The sequence below is a fragment of the Brenneria nigrifluens DSM 30175 = ATCC 13028 genome (assembly GCF_005484965.1).
Taxonomy (GTDB): Bacteria; Pseudomonadota; Gammaproteobacteria; order Enterobacterales; family Enterobacteriaceae; genus Brenneria; species Brenneria nigrifluens.
Window position 1 is genome coordinate 2,480,253 of the sequence record NZ_CP034036.1, and the last position, 18,270, is coordinate 2,498,522.

An 18,270-nucleotide genomic window follows, 5' to 3' on the forward strand; every position below is an offset into this window, starting at 1 on the left:
TTTATATTGATAAAAATAAGACAACAAAAAACCCGCACCGTGGCGGGTTTTACAACGTGAACTGTAATTAAATCGCAGTGACGTTGACTGCAGACGGACCTTTCTGACCGTCTTGAATTTCGAACTCTACGTTCTGGCCTTCAGCCAGAGTTTTAAAGCCGTTGCCTTGAATTGCAGAGAAGTGTACGAATACATCTTTGCTACCGTCAGCCGGAGTGATGAAACCAAAACCTTTCGACTCATTGAACCACTTGACCTGACCTTTAATCTTTGCCATTTCAGATATTTCCTTTAATTGTTTAAACCGCCAGAGGCGTTATACAGACAAACCAAAGTCGTTACTGCTTGAGGCACTAAGATAAGGATCGGCAGAGAAGTGGTATTCAACGCTAACGTTTGTACTCAAGTCTTCTTTACTGAAAATGCCATTCATATACAGAACTGTACCTCGTTTTACCCAAGTGCGTTATTACACACTCTGCAATCGTTGGCAAGCCCTTTTTTATCAGTCATGGACATGACGCACAGATTAACGGCACTGACGACTCATAAATACGCAACAATGACGCTAACTAGCTCTATTAATAAGACTATAATTATTTATATATGTCCAAGAGACGCAGCCCGTAGCCTGTGTGCGGCGCACCGGGTCACCGGCAATCATAGAAAATGCCGTCATCCGTGCGCTGAAATCCACAGCGGAAAGGAATGGGAAAAGAGCAAAAGCGGCAAACTGCAAGGCCTTATATAAATACCCGCTATCGATTCCCATTTTTTCCCTTTGGATGGTTGACTTATAAATCAAAGCATACGCAACGTTACTTTTTTTGAATTAATCAACATTCAGCATAACAACAAGTAAAACAATCAAAAAAATAAGCAAAATAGCACTAGCCAGCTTCCAACGCCTTTCTGATTTGCTGCTCATACCCACACATTCCTTCCAGAAACAAAACTTATACTAAAGCTAATACTTTTGTTTTATCGGCAGATGCCGACATTTTATTAGTCCGCCGATCGGCTTGTCTGCTAATCTCGGTTAATTACCCTTGAATAGTGCGGATAACGCAGCGTTATCGTTAGACATGCGTTGCAAGGTTACGTACGATTTATTAAATTAGGTCACTACTTTTGTTATTGAAGGAGCATTATGAGTCTTTCGCTCATGTGCGCGCAGTTTGTTACCCGCCAAGTCCTCCGACACGTTATCACCGCCCATCTGTCTCTTGACTTAAATGATATTGATAATTATTCTCAAATAAATCATTCATGACCTGTAAGGATATACCTATGATCGGTTTTCTGACTCACCTGCCCTCTTTTTTGCGTAGTATGGCGTTACCCGGCATCCTGCTATTTATGTCCGTCGCCAGCGCCAACGCCGCGGAAAAGCTTAAGGTGGTCACCACCTTTACCATCATCCAGGATATTGCGCAGAATATCGCCGGCGATGCCGCGACGGTAGAGTCGATTACCAAGCCGGGCGCGGAAATTCATGATTACCAGCCCACGCCGCTCGATATTGTCAAAGCGCAGTCGGCCCAACTGATACTGTGGAACGGCATGAATCTGGAACGCTGGTTCGAGCGTTTTTTTGACAACGTCAAGGACGTTCCGGCAGTGGTGGTGACGGAAGGGATTACGCCGCTGTCGATCCGTGAAGGCGCCTATAACGGCAACCCCAATCCGCATGCGTGGATGTCGCCTTCCAACGCATTGGTCTATATTGAAAATATCCGGGCGGGATTGGTAAAGTACGACCCGGCGAATGCGGAAACCTATAACCGCAATGCCAAAGCCTATGCGGAAAAAATCAAGGCCACCGACTCGCCGTTACGTGAACGGTTATCCCGTATTCCGCCGCAGCAACGCTGGCTGGTGACCAGCGAAGGCGCATTTAGCTATCTGGCGCAAGACTATCAGTTTAAAGAAGTCTATTTATGGCCGATTAATGCTGATGAGCAAGGCTCTCCTCAACAGGTGCGTCGGGTGATCGATACCGTGCGCAAGGAAAAAATCCCGGTGGTGTTCAGCGAAAGCACCATCTCGGACAAACCGGCAAAACAGGTCAGTAAAGAGACCGGCGCCAAATACGGCGGCGTACTCTATGTCGACTCGCTGTCAAGCGAAAATGGCCCGGTGCCTACCTACATTGATTTGTTAAAAGTTACTGTAGAGACCATCGCCAAAGGATTTGATCAATGAGCAGTGATACAGTAACACAGTCGTTAGAGGTTAATGACGTCTCCGTGACCTACAGTAACGGACACCAGGCGATAAGGCATGCCTCCTTCGCCTTGAGCGGCGGCACCATCTGCGCGCTGGTGGGCATCAACGGCAGCGGAAAATCAACGCTGTTCAAGAGCATTATGGGCCTGGTAAGGCCCACTGCCGGACAGGTATTGCTTAATAAAAAGCCCATTGTCCAGGCGCTGAAACAGAATCTGGTCGCCTACGTGCCGCAGACCGAAGATATCGACTGGAACTTTCCGGTGCTGGTCTCCGACGTGGTGATGATGGGACGCTACGGAAAAATGAATTTTCTGCGTATCCCCACGCAACAGGATCGCGACATCGTTGCCGAATCACTAGAGCGTGTCGGCCTCACGGCATTACACCAGCGTCAGATAGGCGAATTATCCGGCGGACAGAAAAAACGGGTTTTTCTCGCCCGTGCGCTGGCCCAGCAGGGCAGCGTACTGCTATTGGATGAGCCGTTTACCGGCGTCGATGTAAAAACGGAAAACGCGATTATCGACCTACTGCGTACCTTGCGCGACGAGGGGCACCTGATCCTGGTGGCGACGCACAACCTCGGCAGCGTGCCGGAATTCTGCGATAACGTTATCTTGGTGAATCGCACCGTGCTGGCGGCAGGACCGACGCACAGCACCTTTACCCAGAGCAATCTGGAAAAAACCTTTGGCGGCGTGTTACGCCATATCAATCTTGGCGGGCCGAACCTTCACGACGACGACGACGTCCGCACGGTAACCGTACTGACCGATGACGAACGCCCGGCGGTGTTCTATGGCTCAACCAAGAACGACCCTCCCGCTTTGCGCGCCATTCCAGGGGAGAAAGAACAGCGATGATCGATCTCCTGCTACAGCCGTTCAGCTATAACTATATGGTGAAAGCCATCTGGGTCAGCGCCATCGTAGGCGGCGTCTGCGCCTTTCTGTCGGCCTATCTTATGCTTAAGGGCTGGTCGTTGATGGGCGATGCGTTATCGCACTCGGTTGTGCCCGGCGTCGCCGGCGCCTATGCATTAGGCCTGCCGTACGCCGCCGGCGCTTTTTTTACCGGTATGCTGGCGGCGCTGGCGATGACTCTTATCCGTCACATTACCCGCTTACGTGAAGACGCGATTATCGGTTTTATCTTTTCCACCTTTTTCGCCGTCGGTCTGCTGATTATTTCGCTCAACCCCACCTCGATTAACGTACAGTCCATTATCTTTGGCAATATTCTGGGTATCGCCGATGAAGACGTCCTCCAGGTCGAGATTATTATCGGCGTGACCCTGATGATTCTTTGTCTGTTATGGAAAGACCTGCTCGCGGTGTTTTTTGATGAAAACCATGCCCGCTCTATCGGCCTTTCTCCGCTGAAGCTGAAAATTCTGTTCTTTACCCTGCTCAGCGCCTGCACCGTTGCGGCATTGCAAACCGTCGGCGCCATTTTGGTTATCGCGATGGTGATTACGCCCGGCGCGACGGCTTATCTGCTCACCGACCGATTCGGCCGTCTGGTGCTGATTTCCATCGCCCTTGGCGCGACAACCAGCGCCGTCGGCGCCTATCTGAGCTTTTACCTTGACGGCGCCACCGGCGGAGTAATCGTCACGTTGCAGACGCTGGTATTCCTGCTGGCGTTTCTATTCGCGCCCAAACACGGTTTATTGGCGTCACGCCGCCTGCGCCAGAGCGACCAAACGGGGGATTCGCTATGAGTCTGATACTGAGCTGGATAACCGAGCCGCTATCCTACCCGTTTATGCAACGCGCTCTTATCGCCGCCGTGGTGACGGGAATCGTCTGTGCGGTACTGTCGTGCTACCTGGTGCTAAAGGGGTGGTCGCTGATGGGCGATGCGATTTCCCACGCCGTCTTGCCGGGTATAGTTGTGGCCTTTCTGCTGGGCATCCCGCTGGTTATCGGCGCTTTTGTTTCCGGTATCTTCTGCGCCGTCGCCACCGGGTATGTCAAAGAGCACAGCCGGGTCAAGGAAGATACGGTGATGGGGATCATTTTTTCCGGCATGTTTGCGCTGGGATTAGTGCTGTTTGCCCGTATCGACACCAATCAACACCTGAATCATATTCTGTTCGGCAACGTGCTGGGCATCACGTTACAGGAACTGATCCAGATTCTGTTGATCGCCGGCGTCACGCTGACGGCCATTCTGCTGAAACGACGGGATTTCATGCTCTACTGTTTTGATCCCAACCACGCACGCGTTATCGGTCTGCCGGTTAAACTGCTGCATTACGGGCTGCTCTGCCTGCTGGCGTTAACGATTGTCGCGTCGTTACAGGCGGTGGGCGTTATTCTGGTCATCGCCATGCTTATCGCGCCGGGCATCATCGCCTTTATGTTATGCAAGAGCTTCGACCGTATGCTGATCGTGGCGACGCTGGTTTCCGTGGTCTCCTGCATCGCCGGCACAATGATCAGCTTTTATATCGACGGCGCCACCGGCCCCTGTATTGTCATTGTCCAGGCGGTCTTCTTTACGGTCACGCTGGGTTATCACCAGTTGAAAATTCATCTTCATCCCGCGCCCCAGACGCCGACGTAAACCGTTTAACGCGGCTGTTCGCTTGCCCGGCGGCGCTTTTCCGCCGGGTAATCCCCGGCTACAAGGTTTTATCTTCAACAACGGCTATACTTTCCTCCTGATGCCTTTTCGCAACGTTCGTCAATCATCATCGCTGTGCGACAGATTCAGTTTTTATACAGTTCAATCAATTACCGTAATGGTATACACCCAATAGATTCCGAGTTGCAGGAAGGCGGCAACTGAACGACAAATTCGTCGGGAACGAATTTGACCAGCCAACGGCTGGCCTCCGGTGAGAGACAGGATGTCTCTCATTAATCCCCAGGAGCTTACTCAAGTAAGTGACTGGGGTGAGCGACAAATCTGCCTGGAGCAGATTTGAACGCTGTTCACAGCGGTCCCGTAGGGGCGAGGCCCACGGAAGGACCGAGTAATACAGCCAACGCACCTGCGACTTGAAAGATGACGGGTATACAGGGCAATATCAACGGGAGAGTGACCTTATGTGGCAAGCTATCAGCCGGCTTTTGGAAGAACATCTCGGCGCTGCCGAAATTGAGGAGCGCCGCGAATTGCCTGGTGGCGAAATGCACCCCGCCTGGTATGTTCGCTATGGCGAACATGAGGTTTTCGTAAAATGCGATGTGCGTGAAATGCTGCCCAAATTCACCGCGGAAGCCGACCAGCTTATCTTACTGTCACGCAGCCATACGGTAAACGTACCCGAGGTTTATGGCGTGGGCAGTTCCCGCGATCACAGTTTCCTGCTATTGCAACACCTGCCGGTAAAACCGCTGGATGCCCACAGCGCCTGGTGTCTTGGCGAACAGCTCGCGCACTTGCACCAATGGAGCGATCAGCCGCAGTTCGGTCTGGACTTTGATAATGACCTCTCCACCGCCGTGCAGCCCAACTGTTGGCAGCGGCGCTGGTCGGTTTTTTTTGCCGAGCAGCGTATTGGCTGGCAGTTGCAGTTGGCCGCAGAGAAAGGCATGCACTTTGGCGATGTCGAGACCCTGATTGCGCGCGCGGAAGAGCGGCTGGCCGGCTATCAGCCGCAGCCGTCATTACTGCACGGCGACCTCTGGCCGGATAATTGCGCCAACAGCATTAATGGCTGTTATCTGTTTGATCCGGCATGCTATTGGGGAGACAGGGAGTGCGATCTGGCGATGCTGCCGCTCTACCCGGCGCTGCCGCCACAGATTTATGACGGCTACCAAAGCGTCTGGCCGTTGGATAAGGGCTTTATCGAACGGCAACCCATCTATCAGATTTATTACCTGCTCAACCGCGCCAATCTGTTCGGCGGTAAGCATATTGTTGCAGCTCAGCAGGCGATAGAGCAACAGCTGCCGTTCTGACGGCGAATAATAGCCCGCCGGCGCGGGCTCGCAATAACGGGAAACGCCCAAAGCAAGCGCCGGTATACTTAGAGTCCTAATAAACGCAGCACCATATACCCAATGCCGGCAATAATGAGCGGCAAAATATAGAGCGGAAAGAATTGCAGGAAAATGGTGTGTCGCGGCACGACTACACGAGATTCCAGTTTCTCCCGGGTGTTGCCTTCGTGCCCCTTCACTTTTTCCAGAATCAGCTGATCTTCAATACCTTCACGGATCGCCTTCACCTGCCGGGACATACGGGCGCCGGAAACCTGTAGCGCCAGGCCGACGAAAATCAGGATATAAATCAGCCAAAACATCAGGCTGGGGGCGATAAAGAAACGCGAAAAATCCGGAACCGGCGAGTTGTACCAGAAAATATTCAGGAACGGCGTATTAAAACGCACCATATCGATCATCAGATGCGAAAAATCCAGCAGCACCGCATCAATACCCTGCTTTTTCTGCGTATAGGCATAAAGATAGTTAGCCAGTGAAACAATAGTGGACAGCAAAGCCGGAATAAAAATGATCCATCCCGCAATACGTTTAACCACGGCGACACGGCCCGCCTGTTGATACGTCATGAGTTCCCCTTCTGAGCGACGCAACATTGTTAATATTTTCGTATAACAAACAGTCTATACCTAAAAAAACCCGTTAGAAGCCTACTTTAAGTTTACTATCAGTCAACGTTTTATCGCTCGTCCACCCTCAGCGGCAATGATTTAGCTTACAATCAACCGATGTTTTCTTATATTACGGAGCCTATGGCATGACCTTTGATTCTTCTATCCGCGCGGCGATTTTTGATATGGATGGCTTACTGATCGATTCAGAACCCTTGTGGGATATGGCCGAACTTGAAGTCATTGCTTCTCTGGGGATTGATACCTCATTGCGTCATTCCATGACCGACACGCTGGGATTGCGCATCGATATGGTGGTTGACCAGTGGTATCAGCTTGCGCCCTGGGAAACCCCCGGCCGGGAAGTGGTGGTCGGCCGTATTATCGAACGCGCCACCGCCCTGGTCGCCGAGCGCCGCCCGCTATTGCCGGGCGTCGAACAGGCTTTGCAGCTCTGTCGTCGACAACAGCTCAAGATCGGCCTGGCGTCCGCCTCCCCCCTGGCTATGCAGAGGCAGGTATTGAAAATGTTCAATCTGGAGCGCTATTTCGACGTATTGGTTTCCGCCGAAAATCTGCCTTATAGCAAACCGCACCCGGAAGTGTATCTGAATGCGGCGCAAGGGTTGGGCGTCTCGCCGCTGCGCTGCGTCACCCTGGAGGACTCGATAAACGGCATGATTGCGACCAAAGCGGCGCGGATGCGTTCGATTGTGGTGCCGCAAGCGGAATTGAGTAAAGATCCGCGCTGGGCGCTGGCCGAACATAAGCTCAGCTCGTTGCAACAGCTTGAGATCGCTCATATTGCCTAAACAGGGCGACGGGGTGAAGCGCGGTCACCGGCGGCGCGTCGGCCGGAAAAGCGCCGCCCAACGCCAGGGGAGTTACAGGAAATCAGCGCGTTTGGGGGAAAAGGTGTCGATCAATACGCTGCCTTCCTCCAGGGAAACCACGCCGTGCATTTCGTTTTTTATCGCCATATAGGCATCGCCGGTTTTCAGAATACGCTTTTCACCTTCAATAACCACCTCAAAACTGCCTGCGGCAACGTAAGCGATCTGATCGTGAACATCATGCTTGTGGGGCGTGCCAATGGCACCCTTGTCAAAATGCACGCAGACCATCATTAGCTCATCGCTCCAGGTGATGATCTTACGCTTGATGCCGCCGCCCAATTCTTCCCACGACGTTTCGTCGTCAATAAAATACCTTCTCATGGTTTTCCCCTCTCTGTGTTGCTCCCCCTTGCCGTGCAAGCAAGGTAAGCCGGTGCCTGCGGATTGCGACATTTTAATCACACCAGCGCCGGATGAAACCTAAAATAAGCAAAAACATGACCATTCTCAATAAATAAATAAAACAATATTTCATATTTATTGAATTCATATCCCAATCGAACTATGATCCAGCATAACAAGAAAGAACCGGGCAAACGAAGGTTCAGGTGACATTGTCACTGCCACGCCGTCTCACCTGTTCCGCCCGGTGCTTTCCCCCAGGTTTTTATGCGGATTTATATCCATGCCTGAAGGAGAGGCGAAGCAATGCAAGTACCTCAAAGCATTCACAGCGATCACGCCAACCAACTGGACAACATTCCCAACAGTAACAGCTAACGACTATGTATTGTCGCTTATGGAGAGATTATGGCTATGATTTTAGATTCCTTTGATTTACAGGGTAAAGTGGCGCTTATCACCGGGTGTGATACGGGGCTGGGCCAAGGCATGGCTATTGGACTGGCGCAGGCCGGTTGCGATATTGTCGGCGTCAATATTGTCGAACCCAAAGACACCATCGGAAAAGTCACCGCGCTGGGACGCCGTTTCCTCAGCCTGACGGCGGATGTGAGTAATATTGGCGGCCACGCAGAACTGGTGGAAAAAGCCGTTGCCGAGTTTGGCAAAGTTGACATTCTGATCAACAACGCCGGCATTATCCGCCGTGAGGATGCCATCGAGTTTAGTGAAAAGAACTGGGATGACGTGATGAACCTGAACATCAAGAGCGTATTCTTTATGTCGCAGACGGTTGCCCGCCAGTTTATCAAGCAGGGTAATGGCGGCAAGATCATCAATATCGCTTCGATGCTCTCTTTCCAGGGCGGTATCCGCGTACCTTCCTACACCGCCTCGAAAAGCGCGGTAATGGGGGTCACCCGTCTGCTGGCCAATGAGTGGGCCAAACACCATATCAACGTTAATGCCATCGCCCCCGGATATATGGCCACCAACAATACCCAGCAACTGCGCGCGGATGAAGAACGCAGCAAAGAAATCCTGGAGCGCATCCCGGCCGGTCGTTGGGGTCTGCCGCAGGATGTGATGGGCCCGGCGGTATTTCTGGCGTCCGGCGCTTCTGATTATATCAACGGCTATACCATTGCCGTTGACGGCGGATGGCTGGCCCGCTAATACATCTTTTCGCACCAGCCGTTATTTTCGACCCGGTGATAAAAGGCACAATTCATATTGTGCTTTTTATTTATTTTTCAAAAATTTATCTTTATACCTACGCCATTTCCCGCGCTAAAACCTCACTTTAAAAAAAATCAAAACAACGTTCCGACTTTGATCACACTTTCGTTATCGGATGCATGACGGCATGGCGGATAGCGCCATATAATAAATCAAAACATCGTTTCTATTTATAAGAAACTGTAACTCAGTTCTATAAGAAGGTACTCGATGAGTATTTTTTCCCGTCTGTACGCCAGCAGAAAAAACAGGCTTGATAAGTGGATTGCCGCGCTGGGCAAGCATATTGATACCGTAACAAAGCGGGCCAGCAGCCGCAGTAATCCAACGCCGCTGCTGGCCGACGGCTTTGATGTGCTGAGTCATAATCCCGTCGTATGGCAATTTCCCGACGGGCATAGCGCGCCGATTTCCAATTTCGCCAGTCAGCAAAACTGGCTGAGAACGCTTTGTGCGATGAGCGTCATCACCGGGGAAAATAACTACCAGCAGCAGGCCGCCACGCAGACGGCGTATTTTTTGGCAAATTTCGTCGATGCTCACAGCGGTCTGTTTTTCTGGGGCGGACATCGTTTTATCAATCTGGATACGCTGCAAAGCGAAGGGCCTCAATCGAAAGCCCTGGTCCATGAGCTCAAACACCACCTGCCCTATTACGCGCTGCTGCATCGCATTGATGGCGCCAAGACGCTGAACTTCCTGCAGGGCTTTTGGAACGCGCACGTCGAGGACTGGAACTCGCTGGACCTCGGGCGCCACGGCGATTATGCCAAACCGCGCGACCCCGACGTTTTCCAGCATCCCCGTTACGACGTGGTTAACCCGGCGCAGTGGCCGGTTCTGCCGCTGACGAAAGGGCTGACCTTTGTTAACGCCGGCACCGATCTTATCTATGCCGCTTTCAAGTATGCGGAATATACCGGCGATCGGCAGGCGGCGAAATGGGGCAAGCATCTGTACCGTCAATACGTCCTGGCAAGAAATCCGGAGACCGGGATGCCGGTTTATCAATTCAGCTCACCGCTGCAGCGCCAGCCTGCCCCCGCCGACGATAATCAGACCCAGTCCTGGTACGGCGACCGCGCCCAGCGCCAGTTTGGCGCCGAATTCGGTGAAATGGCCCGCGAGGCCAACGTGCTTTTCCGGGATATGCGCCCGCTGTTGATTGATAACCCGCTGGCCATGCTGGATATCCTGCGCGTTCAACCCGACGACGAGATGCTCGGCTGGGTGATTTCCGGGCTGAAAAATTATTATCAATATGCCTATGACCTGAACAGCAATACGCTGCGCCCGATGTGGAATAACGGCCAGGATATGACCGGTTATCGTTTTAAGCGCGACGGCTATTACGGAAAAGCCGGCACGGAATTAAAACGCTTTGCTCTGGAGGGAGATTATTTATTGCCGCTGGTGCGGGCTTATTGCCTGAGCGCCGATGAGGATCTGTATGCGTTGATTAACACCATTCTCACCCGTCTGGCTAACGAAAACGCGCGCCATATCGCCAGCCCGGCTTTACTGTGCGCCATGGTCGAATTGGCCGAACGCCGCCAGTCGGAAAAATGGGCGCAATACGCCTGGCAATTGGCTGAAATTCTGTTTGAAAAACATTTCCATCGCGGATTATTCGTGCGTTCGGCACGGCATCGCCATCTGCGGCTGGATGACCCGGCCCCGCTGGCTTTATCAGCATTCATCGCCGCCTGCCGCAACAGGCTAAACGAGATTCCACCGTTGTTAACCCAGGGGGGATATGTGCACGGCGACTTTCGCGTTAACGGGGAAAATAAAATTATCTATGACGTGGAGTTTATTTATCCAGAGTTATTAAAGGCTTGATTTTATGTTTGTTAATAATAATTCCCAATTACTAATAGGTAAGCATGATGAATGAAAACAGAATGCTGGGGTTAGCCTATATCTCCCCCTATATTATAGGGCTGATAGTTTTTACCGCTTTTCCCTTTATTTCGTCATTTATACTCAGTTTTACCGAGTATGACTTGATGAGCCCTCCTGAATTCACCGGGATGGAAAATTATCATCGGATGTTGCTGGAAGACGATCTTTTCTGGAAATCCATGGGGGTTACCTTTGCCTATGTCTTTCTGACCATACCGATGAAATTAATATTCGCTTTGTTGATTGCCTTTGTGCTCAATTTTAAATTGCGCGGGATCGGTTTCTTTCGTACCGCTTACTATGTGCCTTCCATTTTAGGCAGCAGCGTGGCCATCGCCGTGCTGTGGCGAGCGCTTTTCGCCATCGACGGCCTGCTGAACAGCTTTCTCGCCGTGTTCGGCTTTGATGCCATCAACTGGCTCGGCGAACCTTCTCTGGCATTGATGTCCGTCACCCTGCTGCGCGTCTGGCAGTTTGGCTCCGCCATGGTTATTTTCCTCGCCGCCCTGCAGAACGTCCCGCAGTCGCAGTATGAAGCGGCCATGATTGACGGCGCCTCCAAGTGGCAAATGTTTATGAAAGTGACCGTGCCGTTAATTACGCCGGTTATTTTCTTTAACTTTATTATGCAGACCACACAGGCATTCCAGGAATTTACCGCGCCTTACGTCATCACCGGCGGCGGCCCCACCCACTACACCTACCTGTTCTCGCTCTATATCTACGATACGGCATTCAAGTATTTCGATATGGGCTATGGCGCGGCGTTGGCATGGGTGCTGTTCCTGGTGGTGGCGGTATTCGCCTCGGTTGCCTTCAAGTCGTCCAAATACTGGGTGTTCTACTCCGCCGATAAAGGAGGAAAAAATGGCTGACGTGCATTCAAATATCAATGCGGCGCAAGTAAGCGCGGCGTTGGAAATTCGCCGGACGCTGCGTAAAGAGAAAATCAGCGCCGCCGTTCGTTACGTTATTCTGTTATTTGTCGGCCTGCTGATGCTGTATCCGCTGGTATGGATGTTCTCGGCATCCTTTAAACCGAATCACGAGATCTTCACCACCCTCGGATTATGGCCGGCGCACCCGACGTCGGACGGTTTCGTCAACGGCTGGAAAACCGGCACGGAATACCACTTCGGCCACTATATGATCAACACCTTCAAGTATGTGATCCCGAAAGTGATTCTGACCATTATCTCTTCCACCATCGTCGCTTACGGCTTTGCCCGCTTCGAGATCCCGTGGAAGAACTTCTGGTTCGCCACGCTTATCGCCACCATGCTGCTGCCCAGCACCGTACTGCTGATCCCGCAGTACATCATGTTCCGCGAAATGGGCATGCTGAACAGCTATCTGCCGCTCTACCTGCCATTGGCGTTCGCCACCCAGGGATTCTTCGTCTTTATGCTTATCCAGTTCCTGCGCGGCGTACCGCGCGATATGGAGGAAGCGGCGCAGATCGACGGCTGCAACTCTTTCCAGGTGCTGTGGTATGTGGTGGTGCCGATTCTGAAACCGGCGATTATCTCCGTTGCCCTGTTCCAGTTTATGTGGTCGATGAACGACTTTATCGGTCCGCTAATCTACGTCTACAGCGTGGATAAATACCCGATTGCGCTGGCGTTGAAAATGTCCATCGACGTAACGGAAGGCGCACCGTGGAACGAGATTTTGGCGATGTCCAGCATTTCGATTCTGCCATCCATCATTGTTTTCTTCCTGGCGCAGCGTTACTTCGTGCAAGGCGTGACCAGCAGCGGAATTAAAGGTTAATAGAGGATCTATCATGGCTGAAGTCATTTTCAACAAGCTGGAAAAAGTATATTCCAACGGTTTTAAAGCGGTACACGGCATCGACCTGACCATTAAAGACGGCGAATTTATGGTGATCGTCGGCCCGTCGGGCTGCGCCAAATCCACTACGCTGCGCATGCTGGCCGGTCTGGAAACCATCAGCGGCGGCGAAGTACGCATCGGCGAACGGGTGGTGAACAATCTGGCGCCGAAAGAGCGCGGCATTGCGATGGTGTTCCAGAACTATGCGCTCTACCCGCATATGTCGGTAAAAGAGAACCTGGCATTCGGCCTGAAGCTCAGCAAAATGCCGAAAGCGCAGATTGAAGAACAAGTGACCGAAGCCTCCAAAATACTGGAGCTGGAGGAGTTGATGGACCGTCTGCCGCGCCAGCTCTCCGGCGGCCAGGCGCAGCGCGTCGCGGTGGGCCGCGCCATCGTTAAAAAGCCGGACGTGTTCCTGTTCGACGAACCCTTATCCAATTTGGACGCCAAGCTGCGCGCCTCCATGCGTATCCGTATTTCCGACCTGCATAAACAGCTGAAGAAAAGCGGTAAAGCCGCGACCACCGTGTATGTCACCCACGACCAGACGGAGGCCATGACCATGGGCGACCGTATCTGCGTGATGAAGCTGGGTCATATCATGCAGGTGGATACGCCGGATAATCTGTACCACTTCCCTGTCAATATGTTTGTCGCCGGCTTTATCGGCTCGCCGGAAATGAATATCAAACCGAGCAAACTGGTGGAAAAAGACGGCCGGATTGGTCTGACCGTCGGGCACTACACGCTGGTACTGAATAGCGAGCAGCAGGATAAGGTGCGAGCTTATTCCGGCCAGGATGTTTTCTTCGGTATCCGTCCCGAATACGTCACCGTTTCTGAGACCCCGTTTGCGGCCAACCACTCGCAGGGCGAGCTGGTGCGGGTAGAAAACATGGGTCATGAATTCTTTATGTACATAAAAGTCGATGGCTTTGAATTAACCAGCCGCGTCCCGTCCGATGAAGCGCGGCAGATTATCAAAAACGGCCTGCATCGCCAGATATTCTTCCAGTTCGATATGGAAAAGTGCCATATCTTTGATGCTAAAACAGAAAAAAATATCTCTCTTTAACAGGAGTAGCACCCGATGAAAAAAGCGATCCTACACACGCTGATAGCCTCATCCCTGGCCTTACTGGCGGCGCCGTCTTTTGCCGCCGACCAGGTTGAATTGAGAATGTCCTGGTGGGGCGGCAACAGCCGCCACCAGCAAACGCTCAAGGCAATCGAAAGCTTCCATCAGCAATACCCCAATATCACGGTAAAAGCCGAGTACACCGGTTGGGATGGACACCTGTCCCGCCTGACCACCCAGATCGCCGGTAAAACCGAGCCGGACGTGATGCAGACCAACTGGAACTGGTTGCCGATTTTCTCGAAAAACGGCGATGGGTTCTACGATCTGAACTTGGTCAAAGATTCATTGGACCTGACCCAGTTCGACGCCAAAGAGCTACAGGGCACCACTGTTAACGGCAAGCTGAACGGCATTCCCATTTCCGTTACCGCCCGCGTTTTCTATTTCAACAATGAAAGCTGGAAAAAGGCCGGACTGAAATATCCCAAAACCTGGGACGAGCTGTTGAACGCCGGTAAGGTATTCAAAGAAAAACTGGGCGACCAGTATTACCCGGTGGTACTGGAACATCAGGATTCATTGGCGCTGTTAAGTTCTTACATGATTCAGAAGTACAATATCCCCGCCATCGACGAAAAAGCGCAGAAATTTTCTTATAGCGATGCGCAGTGGATAGAGTTCTTCAGTCTGTACAAGAAGCTGGTTGATAGCCACGTTATGCCTTCGGCGAAGCACTATGCCTCTTTCGGCAAGAGCAATATGTATGAAATGAAGCCGTGGATTACCGGCGAGTGGAGCGGCACCTATATGTGGAACTCCACCATCACCAAATACTCCGACAATCTGCAGCCGCCGGCCAAACTGGAGTTGGGCCATTATCCCATGCTGCCGGAAGCCAAAGACGCCGGACTGTTCTTTAAACCGGCACAAATGTTGTCTATTGGTAAATCAACCAGGCATCCTAAAGAATCCGCCCTGCTGATTAACTTCCTGCTGAACAGTAAGGAAGGCGCTCAGGCATTGGGATTAGAGCGCGGCGTACCGCTAAGCAAAGCCGCCGTGGCGCAATTGACCGCCGATGGGATAATTAAAGAGGACTCGCCCTCCGTCGCCGGATTAAATCAGGCATTAAATTTACCGCACGCGTTGAAAACATCACCCTACTTTGACGACCCGCAGATCGTTTCCCTGTTTGGCGATGCCATTCAGTATATCGACTACGGTCAAAAATCCGTTGAAGAAACGGCAAAATATTTTCAGCGCCAGTCTGAACGTATTTTAAAACGCGCAATGAGATAACGAAACCAGTTACTTAAATAGTATTTTCCCTGCCGTCAATCCGGCAGGGGTTTTTCAATTAAATTAAAACAAACAAATTATACAAGTCGATCATTGTCACAATTTGAAATTCATTTTTACTTTTTGTTACTCAAGCAGATCGCGATCACAAAATAGATACTAATAGTTAATAAAATAGAACTTGATCCAAAAGCCGTAATACATCTTTGCGTTAACCTTTACCTTAATCACCCAGGACATATAAAAAATGAAATTAAAAATATTATCTCTGGCAGTAGCATCTTTAGTTAGTATAAATGCAATGGCTGTCACCATTGATTATCGTCATGAAATTAAAGATGATAGCGGGAACACGAATAAAGATCGTTTATTAATGTCACATCGTTTTGCCAGTGGTTTTGGGTTATCAGCCGAAGTCAAATGGAAAGGCGCCGATTCGACGGATAAACCTTATAATGAAACCGTTGCTGATGGTACCGAAGTGGTCGCAAGCTATCAGTATAAAATCAATAGTACTTTCGCCATCGAACCAGGATTTTCCCTGGAATCTTCAAGTAATAGCCAAAACTATCGTCCATATATCAAAGGATCAGCCAAAATCACCGATGGTTTTTCCGCCTCTCTCCGTTATCGCCCCTGGTATAAGCGCCTGAATGGTAATATTGGTAAAGGCGATGATGTGGACACCGTACAAAGAGGTCATCAGGGCAATTTGGTTCTCGATTATAAATTCCTTGAAAAATGGCAGTTGACTACTGATTTTGAAATAAAGAAAGCGGAAAATTACAATCTGTATGATGACGATAAGATCGATTATCTATACGAATTTAAATTAGCTTATGCATGGGATAAAAATTGGAAGCCCTATACGGCTATCGCTAATGTCAGTAAGTCTTCTGGCTCGGATGAACGTCAGACCCGTTTTCGGGTCGGTATTCAGTACAACTTCTAATCCATCAAATGCATATATTGTGAAAGGAATTATTTATGGGAAAATTGTTCTCATTTAAATTCAGTTAATAGTTAGTATTTTTATTATCAAGTTGTATTTCTGGTTAGCAGCGTTATGCGATAGCTATTTTTGCTGTATGTATTTCTGTGTCTAAGTTATTTTTATATGAAGTTTATTTATTAATACTGCTTTCGCTGTTTAGGGCGTTTATTTTCATCTCTGATGTGATAACCGTCCTATTTTTTACCCATGTTATACTCGACATACTTCAAGTTGCTGATGCGTTGGCTTTATTACCCGGCCTTGCTGATCCTTCTCCCAATGGAACCGCTGCAAGCAGTGTTCATACCCGATAGGTTATTTATACAGCAGTCAATCATTCACATCCATATAACAAATTTATAAAAGAACTGATATCCTGTCCAGGTTCGTCACTTTGAAAAAATTATTGATATAACTAATAGGGAGAAGTGGAGATGAATTTTCCGCTGCTGTTGAATATTGCGGCATTCGCCGCACTCTTGTTGCTGCTGGGATACGCCAGCAGCAACAAGTCATGGAGTCTGGCGAAAAAAGTATTACTGGGTTTGGTCGTCGGGGTTTTGTTCGGTCTGGCATTACACCTGATTTATGGCGGTGATAACCCGCTAATCAGGCAGTCGGTGGCCTGGTTTAATATCGTCGGCAACGGCTATGTGCAACTGTTGCAGATGATTGTTATGCCTCTGGTATTTGTCTCCATCCTCAACTCGGTGGCGAAACTGCATAATGCCTCTTCGTTAGGCAAAATCAGCATCCTGACGCTCGGCACCCTGCTGTTTACCACGCTGATTGCCGCTTTGGTCGGGGTTTTCGTCACCAATCTGTTCGGGTTGACCGCCACGGGATTGGTTCAGGGCGCGCAGGAAAGCGCCCGCCTGTCGGCTATCGAAACCAATTATTCGGGTAAGGTGGCCGATCTGAGCATCCCGCAGATCATCCTGTCGTTTATTCCAAAAAATCCCTTTGCCGAACTGACGGGAGCCAATCCCACGTCAATCATCAGCGTGGTTATTTTTGCCGTTTTTCTCGGCGTCTCCGCCCTGCAACTGACGAAAGACGACGCAGCGAAAGGCGAGCGAATATTGACCGCCATCGATACGCTGCAGGCCTGGGTGATGAAACTGGTTCGTCTGGTGATGAAACTGACCCCGTATGGCGTGCTGGCGTTAATGACCAAAATGGTCGCCAGCTCCAATCTGCAGGATATCCTCAAGCTGGGCAGCTTTGTGGCGGCCTCCTATCTCGGCCTGGCCATTATGTTCGGCGTGCACGCGCTGCTGCTGTCGCTGACCGGCATCAACCCGGCGCGCTTTTTCCGCAAGATATGGCCGGTGCTGACCTTTGCCTTTACCAGCCGTTCCAGTGCGGCGACCATTCCCCTCAGTATCGAGGCGCAAACCCGCCGTATCGGCGTGCCGCAATCCATCGCCAGCTTTGCCGCCTCGTTCGGCACCACCATCGGCCAGAATGGCTGCGCCGGACTTTATCCCGCCATGCTGGCGGTGATGGTGGCGCCGACCGTCGGCATTAATCCGCTAGATCCGCTGTGGATCCTCACCCTGGCCGGCATCGTTACCATCAGTTCGGCGGGCGTGGCCGGCGTAGGCGGCGGCGCAACCTTTGCCGCCCTGATCGTACTGCCGGCAATGGGACTGCCCGTCACGCTGGTGGCATTGCTGATTTCCATTGAACCATTGATAGATATGGGGCGCACGGCGTTAAACGTCAGCGGTTCCATGACCGCGGGCACGGTGACCAGCCAGTTATTGAAACAAACGGATAAAACGGTGTTCGACGCTCACGAAGAGGCGGAATTGGCGCATCGCTAGCATGGCGTAATAAAATCACAACCTGCCGGCTGCGCATACGCCGC

General features: G+C 51.0%; 18 protein-coding genes. 14 read left to right on the forward strand and 4 right to left on the reverse strand.

Annotation, left to right across the window (positions count from 1 at the left end):
• Positions 1–67 precede the first annotated feature (67 nt).
• Together cspE and EH206_RS11645 are read right to left on the reverse strand one after the other, a co-directional pair.
• On the reverse strand, positions 68–277 hold the full coding sequence (gene cspE, locus EH206_RS11640) for a transcription antiterminator/RNA stability regulator CspE (RefSeq protein WP_002221949.1): 210 nt from the start codon (positions 275–277) through the stop codon (positions 68–70).
• 39 nt (positions 278–316) lie between these two features.
• Entirely contained in the window at positions 317–433 is a 117-nt protein-coding gene (locus EH206_RS11645; RefSeq protein ID WP_009112961.1) for a DUF2627 domain-containing protein, read from the reverse strand.
• 857 nt (positions 434–1,290) lie between these two features.
• On the opposite strand from EH206_RS11645, the gene EH206_RS11650 reads away from it, so the two are divergent.
• The 5 genes from EH206_RS11650 to EH206_RS11670 all read left to right on the forward strand — a co-directional run bounded on the left by EH206_RS11650 (position 1,291) and on the right by EH206_RS11670 (position 6,149).
• Positions 1,291–2,205 carry a metal ABC transporter substrate-binding protein gene (locus tag EH206_RS11650; RefSeq protein ID WP_009112963.1) on the forward strand — a complete coding sequence of 305 codons (915 nt, stop codon included), beginning with the start codon at positions 1,291–1,293 and terminating at the stop codon, positions 2,203–2,205.
• Positions 2,202–3,095: a manganese/iron ABC transporter ATP-binding protein gene (locus tag EH206_RS11655; protein WP_009112964.1), complete on the forward strand. Its 894-nt coding sequence runs from the start codon at positions 2,202–2,204 to the stop codon at positions 3,093–3,095. The genes EH206_RS11650 and EH206_RS11655 overlap by 4 nt, the downstream gene beginning before the upstream one ends.
• Positions 3,092–3,955: a metal ABC transporter permease gene (locus EH206_RS11660; protein WP_009112965.1), complete on the forward strand. Its 864-nt coding sequence runs from the start codon at positions 3,092–3,094 to the stop codon at positions 3,953–3,955. Before EH206_RS11655 ends, EH206_RS11660 begins: the two co-directional genes overlap by 4 nt.
• Positions 3,952–4,803 (forward strand): metal ABC transporter permease, encoded by an 852-nt coding sequence (locus tag EH206_RS11665; RefSeq protein ID WP_009112966.1) that lies wholly within the window; start codon positions 3,952–3,954, stop codon positions 4,801–4,803. Before EH206_RS11660 ends, EH206_RS11665 begins: the two co-directional genes overlap by 4 nt.
• A 485-nt stretch (positions 4,804–5,288) precedes the next feature.
• Entirely contained in the window at positions 5,289–6,149 is an 861-nt protein-coding gene (locus EH206_RS11670) for a fructosamine kinase family protein (protein WP_009112967.1), read from the forward strand.
• Positions 6,150–6,217: 68 nt separating this feature from the next.
• On the opposite strand, the gene EH206_RS11675 is transcribed toward EH206_RS11670, so the two are convergent.
• A complete protein-coding gene (locus EH206_RS11675) occupies positions 6,218–6,760 on the reverse strand; it encodes a YniB family protein (protein ID WP_009112968.1) in 543 nt (180 codons plus the stop codon).
• Positions 6,761–6,948: 188 nt separating this feature from the next.
• Here EH206_RS11675 and hxpB point away from each other — a divergent pair, with 188 nt between their 5' ends.
• On the forward strand, positions 6,949–7,614 hold the full coding sequence (hxpB, locus tag EH206_RS11680; RefSeq protein ID WP_009112969.1) for a hexitol phosphatase HxpB: 666 nt from the start codon (positions 6,949–6,951) through the stop codon (positions 7,612–7,614).
• A 72-nt stretch (positions 7,615–7,686) separates the two neighbouring features.
• On the opposite strand, the gene EH206_RS11685 is transcribed toward hxpB, so the two are convergent.
• Positions 7,687–8,019, reverse strand: a complete 333-nt coding sequence (locus EH206_RS11685) for a cupin domain-containing protein (RefSeq protein WP_009112970.1) — start codon at positions 8,017–8,019, stop codon at positions 7,687–7,689.
• Positions 8,020–8,454: 435 nt separating this feature from the next.
• Here EH206_RS11685 and kduD point away from each other — a divergent pair, with 435 nt between their 5' ends.
• From kduD to EH206_RS11730, 8 genes are all read left to right on the forward strand, one after another.
• Positions 8,455–9,216, forward strand: coding sequence for a 2-dehydro-3-deoxy-D-gluconate 5-dehydrogenase KduD (kduD, locus tag EH206_RS11690; protein ID WP_040343886.1), 762 nt, complete (start codon positions 8,455–8,457; stop codon positions 9,214–9,216).
• 273 nt (positions 9,217–9,489) lie between these two features.
• Positions 9,490–11,121 (forward strand): pectate disaccharide-lyase PelW, encoded by a 1,632-nt coding sequence (gene pelW, locus EH206_RS11700; RefSeq protein WP_009112972.1) that lies wholly within the window; start codon positions 9,490–9,492, stop codon positions 11,119–11,121.
• Between the two features lie 47 nt (positions 11,122–11,168).
• A complete protein-coding gene (locus EH206_RS11705; RefSeq protein ID WP_040343208.1) occupies positions 11,169–12,059 on the forward strand; it encodes a carbohydrate ABC transporter permease in 891 nt (296 codons plus the stop codon).
• Positions 12,052–12,957 (forward strand): carbohydrate ABC transporter permease, encoded by a 906-nt coding sequence (locus tag EH206_RS11710; RefSeq protein ID WP_009112974.1) that lies wholly within the window; start codon positions 12,052–12,054, stop codon positions 12,955–12,957. Before EH206_RS11705 ends, EH206_RS11710 begins: the two co-directional genes overlap by 8 nt.
• Positions 12,958–12,970: 13 nt before the next feature.
• Positions 12,971–14,098, forward strand: coding sequence for an ABC transporter ATP-binding protein (locus EH206_RS11715; RefSeq protein WP_009112975.1), 1,128 nt, complete (start codon positions 12,971–12,973; stop codon positions 14,096–14,098).
• A 15-nt stretch (positions 14,099–14,113) separates the two neighbouring features.
• Positions 14,114–15,403: an ABC transporter substrate-binding protein gene (locus EH206_RS11720; protein ID WP_009112976.1), complete on the forward strand. Its 1,290-nt coding sequence runs from the start codon at positions 14,114–14,116 to the stop codon at positions 15,401–15,403.
• A gap of 247 nt (positions 15,404–15,650) precedes the next feature.
• Positions 15,651–16,355 carry an oligogalacturonate-specific porin KdgM family protein gene (locus tag EH206_RS11725; protein ID WP_009112977.1) on the forward strand — a complete coding sequence of 235 codons (705 nt, stop codon included), beginning with the start codon at positions 15,651–15,653 and terminating at the stop codon, positions 16,353–16,355.
• A 476-nt stretch (positions 16,356–16,831) separates the two neighbouring features.
• A complete protein-coding gene (locus EH206_RS11730) occupies positions 16,832–18,226 on the forward strand; it encodes an L-cystine transporter (RefSeq protein ID WP_009112978.1) in 1,395 nt (464 codons plus the stop codon).
• Positions 18,227–18,270: the final 44 nt, after the last annotated feature.